This window comes from Streptomyces sp. NPDC041108, assembly GCF_055592645.1.
The window spans coordinates 210721-223659 of the sequence record NZ_JBVIYK010000011.1 but is presented as its reverse complement, the minus strand read 5'-3'; the positions used below and the strand labels follow the sequence as shown (position 1 = coordinate 223659).

General features: G+C 71.3%; 14 protein-coding genes and 1 pseudogene. 9 read left to right on the top strand and 6 right to left on the bottom strand.

Annotated features, from left to right (window positions below; genetic code table 11):
* The first annotated feature begins 378 nt into the window (after positions 1-378).
* Complete coding sequence (locus tag ACZ6BB_RS28765) at positions 379-945, top strand: DUF6624 domain-containing protein (protein ID WP_471618048.1); 567 nt, start codon at positions 379-381, stop codon at positions 943-945.
* 71 nt (positions 946-1016) lie between these two features.
* Positions 1017-1178, top strand: a pseudogene (locus tag ACZ6BB_RS28760) (GNAT family N-acetyltransferase); the annotation flags it as partial.
* 52 nt (positions 1179-1230) lie between these two features.
* Here the strand turns inward: ACZ6BB_RS28760 and mraY are convergent.
* The gene (gene mraY, locus ACZ6BB_RS28755) at positions 1231-2298 is read right to left on the bottom strand and encodes a phospho-N-acetylmuramoyl-pentapeptide-transferase (RefSeq protein WP_471618047.1); all 1068 of its coding nucleotides are present in this window, start codon (positions 2296-2298) and stop codon (positions 1231-1233) included.
* 416 nt (positions 2299-2714) lie between these two features.
* Here mraY and ACZ6BB_RS28750 point away from each other — a divergent pair, with 416 nt between their 5' ends.
* Positions 2715-3215 (top strand): hypothetical protein, encoded by a 501-nt coding sequence (locus ACZ6BB_RS28750; RefSeq protein WP_471618046.1) that lies wholly within the window; start codon positions 2715-2717, stop codon positions 3213-3215.
* Positions 3216-3263: 48 nt separating this feature from the next.
* Here the strand turns inward: ACZ6BB_RS28750 and ACZ6BB_RS28745 are convergent, their stop codons facing one another.
* From ACZ6BB_RS28745 to ACZ6BB_RS28735, 3 genes are all read right to left on the bottom strand, one after another.
* Positions 3264-4232, bottom strand: a complete 969-nt coding sequence (locus ACZ6BB_RS28745) for an aldo/keto reductase (protein WP_471618045.1) — start codon at positions 4230-4232, stop codon at positions 3264-3266.
* A gap of 77 nt (positions 4233-4309) precedes the next feature.
* Positions 4310-5611 (bottom strand): MFS transporter, encoded by a 1302-nt coding sequence (locus tag ACZ6BB_RS28740; RefSeq protein ID WP_471618044.1) that lies wholly within the window; start codon positions 5609-5611, stop codon positions 4310-4312.
* A 123-nt stretch (positions 5612-5734) separates the two neighbouring features.
* Positions 5735-6340 carry a LysE/ArgO family amino acid transporter gene (locus ACZ6BB_RS28735; protein WP_471618116.1) on the bottom strand — a complete coding sequence of 202 codons (606 nt, stop codon included), beginning with the start codon at positions 6338-6340 and terminating at the stop codon, positions 5735-5737.
* Positions 6341-6419: 79 nt separating this feature from the next.
* Here ACZ6BB_RS28735 and ACZ6BB_RS28730 point away from each other — a divergent pair, with 79 nt between their 5' ends.
* Positions 6420-7328 carry a LysR family transcriptional regulator ArgP gene (locus ACZ6BB_RS28730; RefSeq protein WP_471618043.1) on the top strand — a complete coding sequence of 303 codons (909 nt, stop codon included), beginning with the start codon at positions 6420-6422 and terminating at the stop codon, positions 7326-7328.
* Between the two features lie 44 nt (positions 7329-7372).
* Here ACZ6BB_RS28730 and ACZ6BB_RS28725 read toward each other — a convergent pair whose 3' ends face one another.
* Complete coding sequence (locus ACZ6BB_RS28725) at positions 7373-8056, bottom strand: NUDIX domain-containing protein (RefSeq protein WP_471618042.1); 684 nt, start codon at positions 8054-8056, stop codon at positions 7373-7375.
* A gap of 103 nt (positions 8057-8159) precedes the next feature.
* Here ACZ6BB_RS28725 and ACZ6BB_RS28720 point away from each other — a divergent pair, with 103 nt between their 5' ends.
* A complete protein-coding gene (locus ACZ6BB_RS28720; protein ID WP_471618041.1) occupies positions 8160-8837 on the top strand; it encodes an AIM24 family protein in 678 nt (225 codons plus the stop codon).
* 93 nt (positions 8838-8930) lie between these two features.
* Entirely contained in the window at positions 8931-9557 is a 627-nt protein-coding gene (locus ACZ6BB_RS28715) for an alpha-ketoglutarate-dependent dioxygenase AlkB (RefSeq protein WP_471618040.1), read from the top strand.
* 14 nt (positions 9558-9571) lie between these two features.
* On the opposite strand, the gene ACZ6BB_RS28710 is transcribed toward ACZ6BB_RS28715, so the two are convergent.
* Positions 9572-10789 (bottom strand): FAD-dependent monooxygenase, encoded by a 1218-nt coding sequence (locus tag ACZ6BB_RS28710; RefSeq protein ID WP_471618039.1) that lies wholly within the window; start codon positions 10787-10789, stop codon positions 9572-9574.
* Positions 10790-11127: 338 nt separating this feature from the next.
* Between ACZ6BB_RS28710 and melC1 the strand changes: the two genes are divergently transcribed.
* The 3 genes from melC1 to ACZ6BB_RS28695 all read left to right on the top strand — a co-directional run bounded on the left by melC1 (position 11128) and on the right by ACZ6BB_RS28695 (position 12925).
* Positions 11128-11499 carry an apotyrosinase chaperone MelC1 gene (gene melC1 / locus ACZ6BB_RS28705; protein WP_471618038.1) on the top strand — a complete coding sequence of 124 codons (372 nt, stop codon included), beginning with the start codon at positions 11128-11130 and terminating at the stop codon, positions 11497-11499.
* A 52-nt stretch (positions 11500-11551) separates the two neighbouring features.
* On the top strand, positions 11552-12376 hold the full coding sequence (melC2, locus tag ACZ6BB_RS28700; protein ID WP_471618037.1) for a tyrosinase MelC2: 825 nt from the start codon (positions 11552-11554) through the stop codon (positions 12374-12376).
* Between the two features lie 96 nt (positions 12377-12472).
* Positions 12473-12925: an SRPBCC family protein gene (locus tag ACZ6BB_RS28695; RefSeq protein WP_381236626.1), complete on the top strand. Its 453-nt coding sequence runs from the start codon at positions 12473-12475 to the stop codon at positions 12923-12925.
* The last annotated feature ends 14 nt before the right edge of the window (positions 12926-12939 follow it).

The following is a 12939-nucleotide window of genomic DNA, read 5'->3' as shown; positions in this document are numbered from 1 at the left end:
AGCCAGGTCTCGTCGGCGTTCACCATGGCCGGGAACCCGCACAGCGCGAGCCACTACCCGCACGCAACCGCACACCCCCTCCACCACCTGGCTTTTCCCGCGCCCGGTGCTGTTGTCTGCGACAACAGCACCGGCGGCCCGCCACGCCGGTCGACCCATCCACCATGAGCAGACGGAGAGACACGATGACGGCAGTCAGGGTCGGCGTGCCCCGCCGACGGATCCCCGCCGCGGCAGCGCACGCCCCCGGCTGGAGCTTCCAGGAGACTCGGTACGGCGGGGCGGGCGGCCCCATGGACACGGTGAGGCTGCCTTGATCCCACGCGAGAGGTGGCTCCCGTCAGCCGTCCGGGAGCCGGTATGAGGGGCGCCCCGGCCATGGACTCCGCGTCGGAATCCGCCTCCGGACCCGCGTCCGGCGCGGCACCACCGCCGCGCGGGCGGGTGCTCGCCGCCGAGCTGGTCCGCAGGGCCGAGGACGAACGGCGGCTGGCCCACGAGGCCCGGTCCGCGCCCACCGGGCGGGCCCGCGACCGTATCGCCGAGTGCCACGCCGGCAACGGCGACGCCCTCCGCGCGATCGTCACCCGCCATGGCTGGCCCACCGCCGACTCGGTCGGCGAGGCCGCCTCCACCGCGGCCCTGATGCTGCTGCTGCACGCGCCCGACCTCGGTTTCCAGCTCAGCTGCCGCGATCTGATCGCCGAGGCGGTCGCGGACGGCCGCTGCCCGGCCGTGCACCACGCCTACATCGCCGACCACTGCGCGGTCGCCCTGAGCCAGCCCCAGTTCTACGGCACCCGGATCAACCCCGGCACGCTCTTCCCGTACCCCATCCGCCACCCCGAGACGGTCGACGAACGCCGTCACGACGTCGGCCTCGGCCCGCTGGCCGAACACCTGCGGGCGGTGCGGTGCGGACTGGGGGCGAGCGGAGGACTGTAGGCGACGATCACACGCACCGGAGAAGACAGCGAGGCGCCCGCCGCCCGCTTCCGGAGCGACCTCGACCGGCGAAGGTCCTCGCGGTGACCACCGCCACCGGCCTCCGCTCCCAGGCGGTGGCGCGGCGCCTCGGCATGACCAGGGACCCCGCCGACGACTTCGACGACCCGAGCATGCCGGAGGGACCGTCGCGCCGCGGTGTGGTGTTCCGGCCGGCGGCCAGCGTCTCCTGACGGGCGGGGTCCGGGGCGTCGACCGGCGCGCCGGACCCGTCGCCCGGCCCTCTCAGCCGGCGGCCCACGCCGTGTAGAACATGCCGAGACCGGCGATCACACAGATGCCCTGGATGGTCCAGAAGCGGACCACGACCAGAACTTCGGACCAGCCCTTGAGTTCGAAGTGGTGCTGGAGCGGGGCCATCCGGAAGACCCGCTTGCCGGTCAGCTTGAACGAGCCGACCTGGATGACCACCGAGAAAGTGATCAGGACGAACAGCCCGCCGAGGACGGCGAGGAGCAGTTCGGTGCGCGAGCAGATCGCGAGTCCGGCGAGGGCACCGCCGAGGGCGAGGGACCCGGTGTCACCCATGAAGATCTTGGCCGGCGAGGTGTTCCACCACAGGAACCCGAAGCAGGCACCCATCAGCGCGGCCGCGACGACGGCGAGGTCGAGCGGATCGCGCACCTCTATGCAGGAGGCGGGGTCGGTGAGTTCCATGGCGTTGGCGCAGGAGTTCTGGAACTGCCACAGGCCGATGAAGGTGTAGCCGCCGAAGACCATCACCGACGCCCCGGTGGCGAGACCGTCCAGACCGTCGGTCAGGTTCACCCCGTTCGACATGGCCAGGATCATGAACAGGGCCCATACGACGAACAGCACCGGCCCGATGGTCCAGCCGAAGTCGGTGACGAACGACACCTTCAGGGAGGCAGGCGTCTGGCCCCGCTCGTCCGCGAACCGGATGGCGAGCAGGGCGAACACGATGCCCACGATCAGCTGACCGGCCATCTTCGCCCCGGCCCGCAGTCCCAGCGAACGTCGCTTCACGATCTTGATGTAGTCGTCGAGGAACCCGACCAGGCCCATGCCCGCCATCAGGAACAGCACCAGGAAACCGGGGTACGTCGGGCTCTCCCCGGTGATCACCTTCGTCGCCGCATAGGCGACGAGGGTGGCCAGGATGAAGGCGATTCCGCCCATCGTGGGGGTGCCGCGCTTGCCGGCGTGACCGCGCGGGCCGTCGTCACGGATGTACTGCCCGTAGCCCTTCCGGGCCAGCAGCTTGATCAGCAGCGGTGTGCCGATCAGCGTCAGGAACAGGCCGATGGCCCCGGCAAACAGGATCTGGTTCATCGGACGGCGGTCTCCCCCTCGGTCGCGCTCTGACACGCGACGGCCTCACCGGTGTCGCTGGTTCTCACGGGCCCCACCCTATGCAGACACCTGATCTTCGTACGGCGGCGGGTAGTTGACGACGAAACGGGGGTGATCCGGCCGCTCCGTGCCCGGCCGTCGCGGCGCACCGCGGCCTCGCCGTGCGCGAACGGCGGCGGGTGCTCCCGGGGAGCGTCGTTCCGGCCGGAGGGCCGCTGACCGGTCACTCGAAACGGTGCTCGCGGCGGGGGCGGCCCACGGGCGGCGTCAAGGGCCCCGCGCCGGCCGGCGCCCCGTCGTCCGGGCACCGGCCGAGCCGCCGGCACGGCACGCGCCGACCCTCCCCCACCGGGCCCCCGCTCCGTCCGTCCGCCCGGGCTGAGACACTGCACGTCATGGCCACCTTCACTCCCGCGCGCGCCCTGCTCATGCTCACCACCGGGCTGACCTGTCTGCTGATGGCGGTCGGCGCTCTCATAGGTGCGCTGATCGGCGGCGGTCCCGTCGCCCTGGGGGCGGCCGTGTGCGCCGGGCTCGTCGGCATGGTGGGCTCGCTCATCGTGCGGCGGCGGGCCATGGCGCACTTCGCCCTGGCCCAGCGGCAGGCCGGGCAGCGGGGTTACGCCGAGGGCATCGCTCACGGCGTGCTCATCCATGTCACCGCCTACGAGGCCGCCGTCTTCCCCCGCACCGGGCCGGAGGGTGTCAGCGCCGAGGAGCGCGCGGCCCGCCGTACCATCGCCTACCGCATGGCCGCCCTGGACGAGGTGCCCCAGCGGGTCCGCGTGGCCGCCGCGGACGCCCTCGCCCTCCTGGACAAGACGGACCGTGAGGGCGCCGAGGAGGCACTGGCCCGCCTCGCCACCACCGTGCGTCTGGAGTACACCCGGCTGTGAGACCCGCGCGGCGGGCGCCCGCCTCTCACGAGCCGGGCGCCGCCCGGCTCAGTGGCCGCTGATCGCGCGGGGCGTGTAGGGCCGCTCCAGTTCCTCGGTCTCCTTCTCCGTCAGGGTGACGTCGAGTGCGGCGACGGCGTCGTCGAGGTGGTGGGGCCGGGTCGCGCCGACGATGGGCGCGGTCACGGTGGGTCGGCTCAGCAGCCACGCGAGGGCGACCCGGGCGCGGGGCACGTCGCGCTCACCGGCGATCCGGGTGACGGCGTCGACGATCTCCCGGTCGCCCTCCTGGTAGAGGGTCTTGCCGAAGTTGTCGCTCTCGGCACGTGCGGTGACGGTGTCCCAGTCACGGGTGAGACGGCCGCGGGCGAGCGGGCTCCAGGGCAGGGTGGCGACGCTCTGGTCCTCGCACAGCGGCAGCATCTCGCGCTCCTCCTCGCGGTAGAGGAGGTTGTAGTGGTTCTGCATGGACACGAACCGCGTCCAGCCGTGCAGGCGCGCGGTGTGCTGCATCTTCGCGAACTGCCAGGCGTACATCGAACTCGCCCCGATGTAGCGGGCCTTGCCGGCCTTCACGACGTCGTGCAGCGCCTCCATGGTCTCCTCGACCGGGGTGCGCGCGTCGAAGCGATGGATCTGGTAGAGGTCCACGTAGTCGGTGCCGAGGCGCCGCAGGCTGGCGTCGATCTCCGTCATGATCGCCTTGCGGGACAGGCCCAGGGCGTTGGGTCCCTGATGCATGGCTCCGTTCACCTTGGTCGCGAGGACGATCTCCTCACGCCGCGCGAACTCCGCCAGCGCCCGGCCGACGATCTCCTCGCTGGTGCCGTCGGAGTAGACGTTCGCCGTGTCGAAGAAGTTGATCCCGGCGTCCAGCGCCCGCCGGATCAGCGGGCGGGACGCCTCCTCGTCCAGGGTCCACTCGTGGGGGCCTCGGTCGGGGAGCCCGAAACTCATGCATCCCACGCAGATCCGGGACACGTCCAGACCGGTCGAGCCGAGCTTCACGTACTGCATCGTTGCGACTCCTGCCTGTGGGGTGTGCGGCTGCCCAGCGTACGGAACGACGGTGGAGGAACGGATGTGCCGATCGGTCAGATCCGGTACCGCCTCAGTGCCGGTGTCACGGTCGCCAGGAGCAGCATCGCGGCGATGACGAGCAGGCCACCGCCGACCACGGCCGTCCGGGCGCCGAAGGCCGCGCCGGCGGTGCCGTGCAGGACGTCGGCGAGGCGGGGGCCGCCGGCGACGACCACGGTGAAGACGCCCTGCATCCGGCCGCGCATCTCGTCGGTGGCGGCCGACAGCAGGATGGCACCGCGGAAGATCATGGAGACCATGTCGGCGACACCGGCGGCGGCGAGGAACAGCACGGCGAACCAGAGGCTGGTGCTGAGCCCGAAGCCCGTGACGGCCGCGCCCCAGGCCATGACGGCCGCGATCACCATGAGTCCGTGCCGGCGGGAGCGGGAGAAGGTGCCCGACAACAGGCCGCCGACCACGGCGCCGACGGGGACGGCGGCGAAGAGCAGGCCGAGGGCGAGTCCTTCGCCGTAGGGCGCGTACGTGGTGTCGGCCAGTTGGGGGAAGAGGGCGCGGGGCATGCCGAAGACCATCGCGATGATGTCGGCGAGGAAGGACAGCAGGAGCACCTTGTGCAGGGCGATGTAGCGGAAGCCCGCGAGGACCTCCCGCCACCCGGCGCGCCGGGTCGTCGTGTTGTCCGGGGGAGGCAGGGAGGGCAGTCTGTGGACCGCCCAGAGGGTGACGCACAGGGCCACCGCGTCGATCAGGTACAGCTCGGCCAGGCCGATGACCGGGATGAGGGCGCCGGCCAGCAACGGGCCTGCCACCAGCCCCAGTTGCATCACGGTCGAGCCGAGGGCGGCGGCCGCCGCCAGTTCACCGGCGGGGACCAGCCGGGCCACGGAGGCGTTGCGGGCGGGTGAGTTGAGGCCGAAGAACGCCTGCTGGACGGCGAGCAGGGCCATCAGCGTCCACACCGACTCCAGGCCGGTGACGGCCTGCACCCAGAACAGCACCGAGGTGACGGCGATGCCGGTGTTGGTGACGAGCAGCAGGGTGCGGCGGTCCACGCTGTCGGCGACCGCGCCGCCCCACAGGGCGAACACCACCAGGGGCAGCAGCCCGGCGAGGCTCGCGTAGCCGACCCAGGCGGAGGAGCCGGTGATGTCGTAGATCTGCTTGGGTACGGCGACGGCCGTCAGCTGGCTGCCGACGGCCGTCACGATCGTGGACGACCACAGGCGCCGGTAGGCGGGGCGGCGCAGGGGGCGGGTGTCCATCGCCCAGCGGCGCCGGCCCCGGCCGGGCGGTGTCGGGGCGTCGTCCTCCGGTGCGGTGTCGTCGCCGGCGCTGCTCTGGGTGGTGTCCACGGGCATCCTGATGCTCGATACATCTTTCGATTCGGGCACCACTATCGCGGAGATCACCGCCGCCGGGACAGGCCGTTCCGCGGCCGTCTCACATGCTGTCGCCCCCGTGCCGGCCGTGGAGGATCAGGCCCCGGCGATCAGCATCCCGCCGAGCGCGAGCATCGTCACCGCGACCAGGCCGTCGAGGACCCGCCAGGCCGACGGGCGGGCCAGGAAGCGGCTGAGCAGGCGGGCGCCGAAGCCGAGCGCGGCGAACCAGCAGAGGCTGGCGAGGCCGGCGCCGAGACCGAAGGTCCAGCGCAGCGGGCCGCGGTCGGAGGCGATGGAGCCGAGCAGGAACACGGTGTCGAGGTAGACGTGGGGGTTGAGCCAGGTCAGGGCCAGACAGGTGAGGACGGCCCGGCGCCGTGAGCCCGCCGACCCGCTGTCCGCGCGCAGGGCGGCGTCGCCCGGCCACAGGACACGGCGGACGGCCAGGGCGCCGTAGACCAGGAGGAAGCCGCCGCCGACCAGGGCGACCGCCCTGAGCGCCCCGGGCCAGGCGACGACCACCGCGCCGACCCCGGCGACTCCGAGGGCGATGAGCACCGCGTCGGAGAGGGCGCAGATGGCCACGACGGGGAGCACGGCGTCGCGATGCAGTCCCTGGCGCAGGACGAAGGCGTTCTGGGCGCCGATGGCGACGATGAGGGAGAGGCCGGTGCCGAATCCGGCCGCGAGGGCGGTCATTTCGCTGAACACACCCCTGACGCTAGGAAACGCACCACCCATGCGTACAGCTAAAGATTCTTACGTATCATTAGCACTTGTGATGTCTCAGCTTCCGGTCGATCTGGTGCGCACCCTCCTCACGGTGGTGGACGAGGGCACGTTCGACGCGGCGGCCGCCGCCCTGCATGTGACACCGTCGGCGGTCAGCCAACGGGTCAAGGCCCTGGAGCAGCGGGTCGGCCGGGTCCTGCTGGTCCGCGCCAAGCCGGTGCGGACGACCGAGTCCGGTGAGGTGATCGTCCGGTTCGCGCGCCAGCTGGCCCGCCTCGAACACGACGCGCACGCGGCGCTCGGCATGACCGGCGCCGACGAGACCACGCGGGTGTCGATCGCGGTGAACGCCGACTCGCTGGCCACCTGGTTCCTGCCCGCCCTCACCCGCGTGCCCGAGGAGCTGCGCCCGTGCTACGAGCTGCTGCGCGAGGACGAGCAGCACACGGCCCGGCTGCTGCGCGAGGGCCTGGTGACGGCCGCGGTCACCTCGGCGCCGGACGCCGTGGCCGGGTGCTCGGTCCGGCCGCTCGGCCGGATGCGGTACCTGCCGTGCGCCTCGCCCGACTTCGCCGAGCGACGGCTCGGCGCCGGATCGGGCGTGCCGCTCAGGGACGTGATCGCGGACGCCCCGGTCGTGTTCTTCGACCGGCGGGACGACTTCCAGAACGTCTTCGTCCGCCGGCTGACGCGAGGCCGTCCGGCCGGGGGGCGGCGGCACTATGTGCCGACGTCCGAGGGCTTCGCCGACGCCGTGGCCGCCGGGATGGGCTGGGGCATGGTGCCCGCCGCGCAGGCCGAGCCGCTGCTCGCCGCCGGACGGCTCGTCGACCTGGCGCCGGAGCGGCCCGTGGACACCCCGCTGTTCTGGCAGCAGTGGAAGCTCGACTCGCCGACGCTGACGGCCGTGGCGGACGCCGTCGCCGCGGAGGCCGCCGAGGCGCTCGACCCCTGAGGCGGCTCCTCCACTCCTCCCCCTCCCCAGCGGCCGTCGCCTCCCTACGCCCCGTCTCCGTGGGCGAACGGCCCTTCCAGCGCCGCCCACTGCAGCAGCATGATGGTCTTGGCGTCGGCGATCTCCCCGCTGCGGATCATCCCCAGGGCTCTGCGGAAGGGCAGTTCGACGAGTTCGATGTCCTCGCCCTCCTCGTCGAGGCCCCCGCCCTCGTGGGTGCGGGTCGACGGGCCGTACGAGGCGGCGTAGAAGCTGACGCGTTCGGTGACCGAGCCGGGGCTCATGTAGATGTCGAAGACGTGCTGGATCTCGCCGATGGTGTGGCCGGTCTCCTCGATCACCTCGCGCCGTACGGCGACCTCGGGGTGCTCGTCCTCCTCGTCGAGCAGGCCGCCGGGTGTCTCGATGAGCATCCCGTCGGGGTGCCCGTTGACGTACACCGGATAGCGGAACTGCCGTGTGAGCAGGACGGTTTCGCGCTCGGCGTCGTAGAGAAGGACGGTGGCACCGTTGCCCCGGTCGTGCGTCTCGCGCTCCTGAGTGCTCCAGGTGCCGTCGGCGCGCTGGAAGTCGAAGGTGGTGGTGCGCTCCACGTACCAGTGGCTGGACAGCAGTCGCACGTCCCGGACCTTCACACGCGGGTTGCCGGTCAGGTCCCGGCCGGTGCGGTCGAGTCCGGTGCGGCCCCGGCGGTCAGGGAGGTCGACGCCGACGGTCTTGTTGGTCATGTGTCCGCTTCTACCACCCCGGTCACGGAGTTGTCAGTCGCCTCAATTCGCTTACTCCGCGCGTCGCTTGGCGGAATCGGGCACTCCGGGACAGCATGCCCGTATGAAGAGTGATCTTTTCTCCCACGAGAACATGGTGCAGCCGGCCCACGCGCCCGGGATGACCGTCCAGAACGCCAAGTCCATCAAGTACGCGGTCAACGGCGAGATGATCGCCCGGCAGGGCGCGATGATCGCCTTCCGGGGGAACCTGCAGTTCGAACGCAAGGGCCAGGGCGTGGGCGGCATGCTCAAGCGCGCGGTCACCGGGGAGGGGCTGCCGCTGATGGCGGTGCGCGGTCAGGGCGAGGCATGGTTCGCGCACGAGGCGCAGAACTGTTTCATCGTCGACATCGAGCCGGGTGATGTGTTCACCGTCAACGGCCGCAACGTGCTCTGTTTCGACGCCTCGCTGTCCTACGAGATCAAGACCGTGAAGGGCGCCGGCATGACCGGCGGCGGCCTGTTCAACAGCGTGTTCACCGGGCAGGGCAGGCTCGGTCTGGTGTGTGACGGCAATCCGCTGGTCATCCCCGTCTCACCGCAGCTGCCCGTGTTCGTCGACACGGACGCGGTGGTGGGCTGGACGGCGCATCTGAACACCTCGCTGCACCGCTCCCAGTCCTTCGGCTCGATGATCCGGGGTGGCTCCGGTGAGGCCGTGCAGCTGAAGCTGGAGGGCGAGGGCTTCGTGGTCGTACGTCCGAGCGAGGTGACGCCGCAGAAGGCCCAGCAGCACTGACCGTACGGCGGACGAGGGAGCCCGCGCGACCGGCCTCGGCGGATCCGGCACCCCAATCGAACAGATTGTCGAATCCGGGAGTACGCTGACCGTATGGCCACGCACCTCCAGGGCTCCCTCTTCGACCAGTCCGACGACCTCCGCCTCGGCCCCCTCGACGGGCTGCGCCGGCGTGAGCTGGGCGCCGGGGCCTGGATCGACCTGCTGCCCGGCTGGGTCACCGGCGCCGACGCCCTCTTCACCCGGCTCGCCGAGGAGGTGCCCTGGAAGGCGGAGCGCCGGCAGATGTACGAGCAGGTGGTGGACGTACCCCGGCTCCTCGCCCACTACGGCGCCGGGGACGCCCTCCCGCACCCCGTCCTGGACGAGGCCCGGGCGGCGCTGTCCGCGCACTACGGCGCCGAGCTGGGCGAACCGTTCACCACGGCGGGGCTGTGCTTCTACCGCGACGGCCGCGACAGCGTGGCCTGGCACGGTGACCGGTTCGGGCGGGGCGCCCGGGAGGACACGATGGTGGCCATCCTGTCCGTGGGCGACCCCCGCGACCTCGCCCTGCGGCCGCACGGTGGCGGGCAGACCCTGCGGTTTCCGCAGGGGCACGGCGACCTGATCGTGATGGGCGGCTCCTGCCAGCGCACCTGGGACCACGCGGTCCCCAAGTCGACACGGGCGGTGGGGCCGCGCATCAGCATCCAGTTCCGGCCACGGGGCGTGCGCTAGCCGGGGTGCGTGCGCTACCTCCGGTCGGCGTCGGCGAGGGCTCGCGCCTGTGAGGACCGGGCCAGCTTGGGGCCCAGCCAGCGCTTGAGGCGGCGCAGGGCCTCCAGACGGCCGGCCGCGCGGTCGAGGCGGTAGTAGAGCTGCGGGGGCACGTACGGCAGCAGCGGGGAGTGGCGCTGGCCGAGGAGCGCGAACATCTGCTCCGGGGGCAGGTCGATGTACCGCTGGATGTTCTCGTACCACTGCGCGCTGTGGCGGGCCGCGCTCTGCAGACGCAGCAGCTCCGACTTGCGTCGCCGCTCGTACGCGGTGAGCGCCGCCTCCGCGTCCGGGTGGGCGCCGAGACACTCGGCCAGACAGATCGCGTCCTCCAGGGCGAGTGTGGTGCCGGCGCCGATGGAGTAGTGGGTGGTGTGGGCGGCGTCGCCCAGCAGGACGACGTTGCCGTGGTGCCAGGCACGGTTGGTCAGCGTGCGGAAGTTGAGCCACTGGGCGGTGCCGTCGTCCTGGGCCCGCCCGAGGAGGGGGTGGCCGTCCAGGATGCCGGCGAAGAGCTTCTCCAGCAGGGCCAGCCCGTCGGCCTCGCCGAGGCGGTCCAGACCCAGGCCGCTCATCGTCCGCGGGGAGCACTCGATGACGCAGGTGCTCTGCTCGTCGCTGAACGGATAGGCGTAGGCCCAGATCCAGCCGTGGTCGGTCTCCTGGAAGGAGAAGGTGAAGGCGTCGTGGACCTTGGTGGTGCCCAGCCAGATGTAGGCGTTGCGGCCGAGCGTGATGTCACTGCCGAAGCGGTCGGCGTACCGCTCGCGCACGGTGCTGTTGACCCCGTCGCCCGCGACGACGAGATCGGCGTCCGGAAGGTCGTCGGCCGTGATGCCGTCCTCGTACGCGACGCGGACGCCCAGGTCCCGCGCCCGTTCGGCGAGCAGCTCCAGCAGGCGGCGCCGGCCGATGCCGAAGCCCTGGTCGCCGGGCTGGACCGTCGTACGGTCGCGGACGTGGGCGACGCCGCGGTTCCAGGTGACGGAGTTCTCGCTGATGGCCAGAGCCGTCTCGGGATCCTTCTCCCGGAGCTTGTCCAGCAGCTCGGACCAGTAGGTCACGCCCCAGCCGTATGTCGATCCTGCCGGGTTCCGTTCATGGACGGTGATGTCGTGGGACGGGTCCTGCCGCTTCATCAGGATCGAGAAGTACAGGCCTGCGGGTCCGCCGCCGACGCACGCGATCTTCACGCACACTCCCATTTCGCTGCGCAAAGCGATCAATTGACCACGAAGAGTAGCAGTGCGCAGGCGCCCCGGAATCGCGTCACTTTGCGCGCGTGACAGCCGTCACCCGATCCACGCACCTCCCGCAAGATCATCGGCCACACCCCGCACCTCGGGCGGAATCTCCCCCTCCACCCCTGCGCGAAGATCCACCACAGCAAGATCATCTTTGTTCAACCTTGCACGACATGTGCGTGATTGTCCTGATCGCAGCCAACCGGCTTCCGGAGATTTCCGCCGTTCCCCACCTGATCGATAGGCATGGCGGGTCATCAATCACCCCTTGTCCAGAAGGTTCTCGCATGCCCGACATCACCCGCCGCCACGCCCTCGGGGCGGCGGCCGCCCTCGCCGCGACCGTCGCCGCCCCGCTCTCGGCCGCCGCGGACGACGACCACGCCCACCAGGGCCACCAGGACCACCAGGACCTCGAGACCTTCGACGAGGTGTACCGGGGTCGCCGCATACAGGGCCGCGCGGCCGTCGGCGGAGGTCATCATCACGGCGCCGGGTACGCCGTGTTCGTCGACGGAGCCGAACTGCACGTCATGCGGAACGCCGACGGCAGCTGGATCAGCGTCGTCAGCCACTACTCCCCCGTGCCGACCCCGCGCGCCGCCGCGCGTGCCGCGGTCGACGAACTCCAGGGCGCCCGTCTCGTCCCGTTCAACTGACCGGTCCCCGCAGCACCGGAACCACCGAACCACCGCAAGGAGCCGCAGAGCCATGACCATACGCAAGAACCAGGCGACCCTGAGCGCCGACGAGAAGCGGCGCCTGGTCGACGCCCTGATCGCGCTGAAGCGCTCGGGCCGCTACGACGAGTTCGTCACGACGCACAACGCCTTCATCCTCGGCGACACCGACAACGGCGAGCGTACGGGCCACCGTTCGCCGTCCTTCCTCCCCTGGCACCGCAGATTCCTACTGGAGTTCGAGCGGGCCCTGCAGTCCGTGGACCCGACCGTCGCGCTGCCCTACTGGGACTGGACGGCCGACCGCACCACCCGGTCCTCCCTGTGGGCACCGGACTTCCTCGGCGGCACCGGGCGCAGCCGCGACGGACGGGTGATGGACGGGCCGTTCGCGGCGTCCACCGGCAACTGGCCGGTCACCGTGCGCGTCGACGGCCGCACCTATCTGCGCCGCTCCCTCGGCGCCGCGGTGCGGCAGCTGCCGACCCGGGCCGAGGTGGACTCGGTGCTCGCGATGTCCACGTACGACATGGCGCCCTGGAACAGCGCCTCGGACGGATTCCGCAATCACCTGGAGGGCTGGCGGGGCGTCAACCTCCACAACCGGGTGCATGTCTGGGTGGGCGGTCAGATGGGCACCGGAGTCTCCCCCAACGACCCGGTCTTCTGGCTGCACCACGCCTTCGTCGACAAGCTGTGGGCCGACTGGCGGCGCCTGCACCCCGGCTCGGCGTACGTACCGGCGAACGGGACGCCGGACGTGGTCGATCTGAACGAGCCGATGAAGCCGTGGAACGACACGAGTCCGGCGGCGCTGCTGGACCACACCGCGCACTACACCTTCGACGCCGCCTGACCCACGTTGATCCCCGGGAGACCTGGGTACCCGCTCCGGACGCGCCCGGGGCGACCCGGTCGTGATCGACACGCAACCGATGTGAGGAGGCGACCGATGACCCAGATCGAGGAGTCCGTCGAGGTCCACGTCCCCGTCCGGACCGCCTACAACCAGTGGACGCAGTTCGAGACGTTTCCCGAGTTCATGAGCGGGGTCGAGCGGATCGAGCAGCGTTCGGACACACTCACGCACTGGGTGACCAAGGTGGACGGCGTGCGGCGGGAGTTCGACGCGGAGATCACCGAGCAGATCCCGGACGAGCGGGTGGCGTGGACGACCGTCGGCGGCGAGGCCCGTCAGGCCGGTGTCGTCACCTTCCACCACCTCTCCGAGGAACGCACGAAGGTCATGCTGCAGATGGACTTCGAACCCACGGGCACCGCCGAGAAGGTGGCCGACAAGCTGGGGGTCGTGAAGCGGCAGACCAAGGGCGACCTGGAGCGCTTCAAGACCTTCATCGAGAAGCGCGGCCGGGAGAGCGGGGAGTGGCGCGGCGCCGTCGTGTGACGCCGGCACCCTGC

What these genes read in the sequence shown, in the direction of transcription:
- ACZ6BB_RS28765 (WP_471618048.1), top strand. Translation starts at nt 379, where the DNA reads ATGGACTCCGCGTCGGAATCCGCCTCCGGACCCGCGTCCGGCGCGGCA.
- mraY (WP_471618047.1), bottom strand. Translation starts at nt 2,298, where the DNA reads ATGAACCAGATCCTGTTTGCCGGGGCCATCGGCCTGTTCCTGACGCTG.
- ACZ6BB_RS28750 (WP_471618046.1), top strand. Translation starts at nt 2,715, where the DNA reads ATGGCCACCTTCACTCCCGCGCGCGCCCTGCTCATGCTCACCACCGGG.
- ACZ6BB_RS28745 (WP_471618045.1), bottom strand. Translation starts at nt 4,232, where the DNA reads ATGCAGTACGTGAAGCTCGGCTCGACCGGTCTGGACGTGTCCCGGATC.
- ACZ6BB_RS28735 (WP_471618116.1), bottom strand. Translation starts at nt 6,340, where the DNA reads ATGACCGCCCTCGCGGCCGGATTCGGCACCGGCCTCTCCCTCATCGTC.
- ACZ6BB_RS28725 (WP_471618042.1), bottom strand. Translation starts at nt 8,056, where the DNA reads ATGACCAACAAGACCGTCGGCGTCGACCTCCCTGACCGCCGGGGCCGC.
- ACZ6BB_RS28720 (WP_471618041.1), top strand. Translation starts at nt 8,160, where the DNA reads ATGAAGAGTGATCTTTTCTCCCACGAGAACATGGTGCAGCCGGCCCAC.
- ACZ6BB_RS28715 (WP_471618040.1), top strand. Translation starts at nt 8,931, where the DNA reads ATGGCCACGCACCTCCAGGGCTCCCTCTTCGACCAGTCCGACGACCTC.
- melC1 (WP_471618038.1), top strand. Translation starts at nt 11,128, where the DNA reads ATGCCCGACATCACCCGCCGCCACGCCCTCGGGGCGGCGGCCGCCCTC.
- melC2 (WP_471618037.1), top strand. Translation starts at nt 11,552, where the DNA reads ATGACCATACGCAAGAACCAGGCGACCCTGAGCGCCGACGAGAAGCGG.
- ACZ6BB_RS28695 (WP_381236626.1), top strand. Translation starts at nt 12,473, where the DNA reads ATGACCCAGATCGAGGAGTCCGTCGAGGTCCACGTCCCCGTCCGGACC.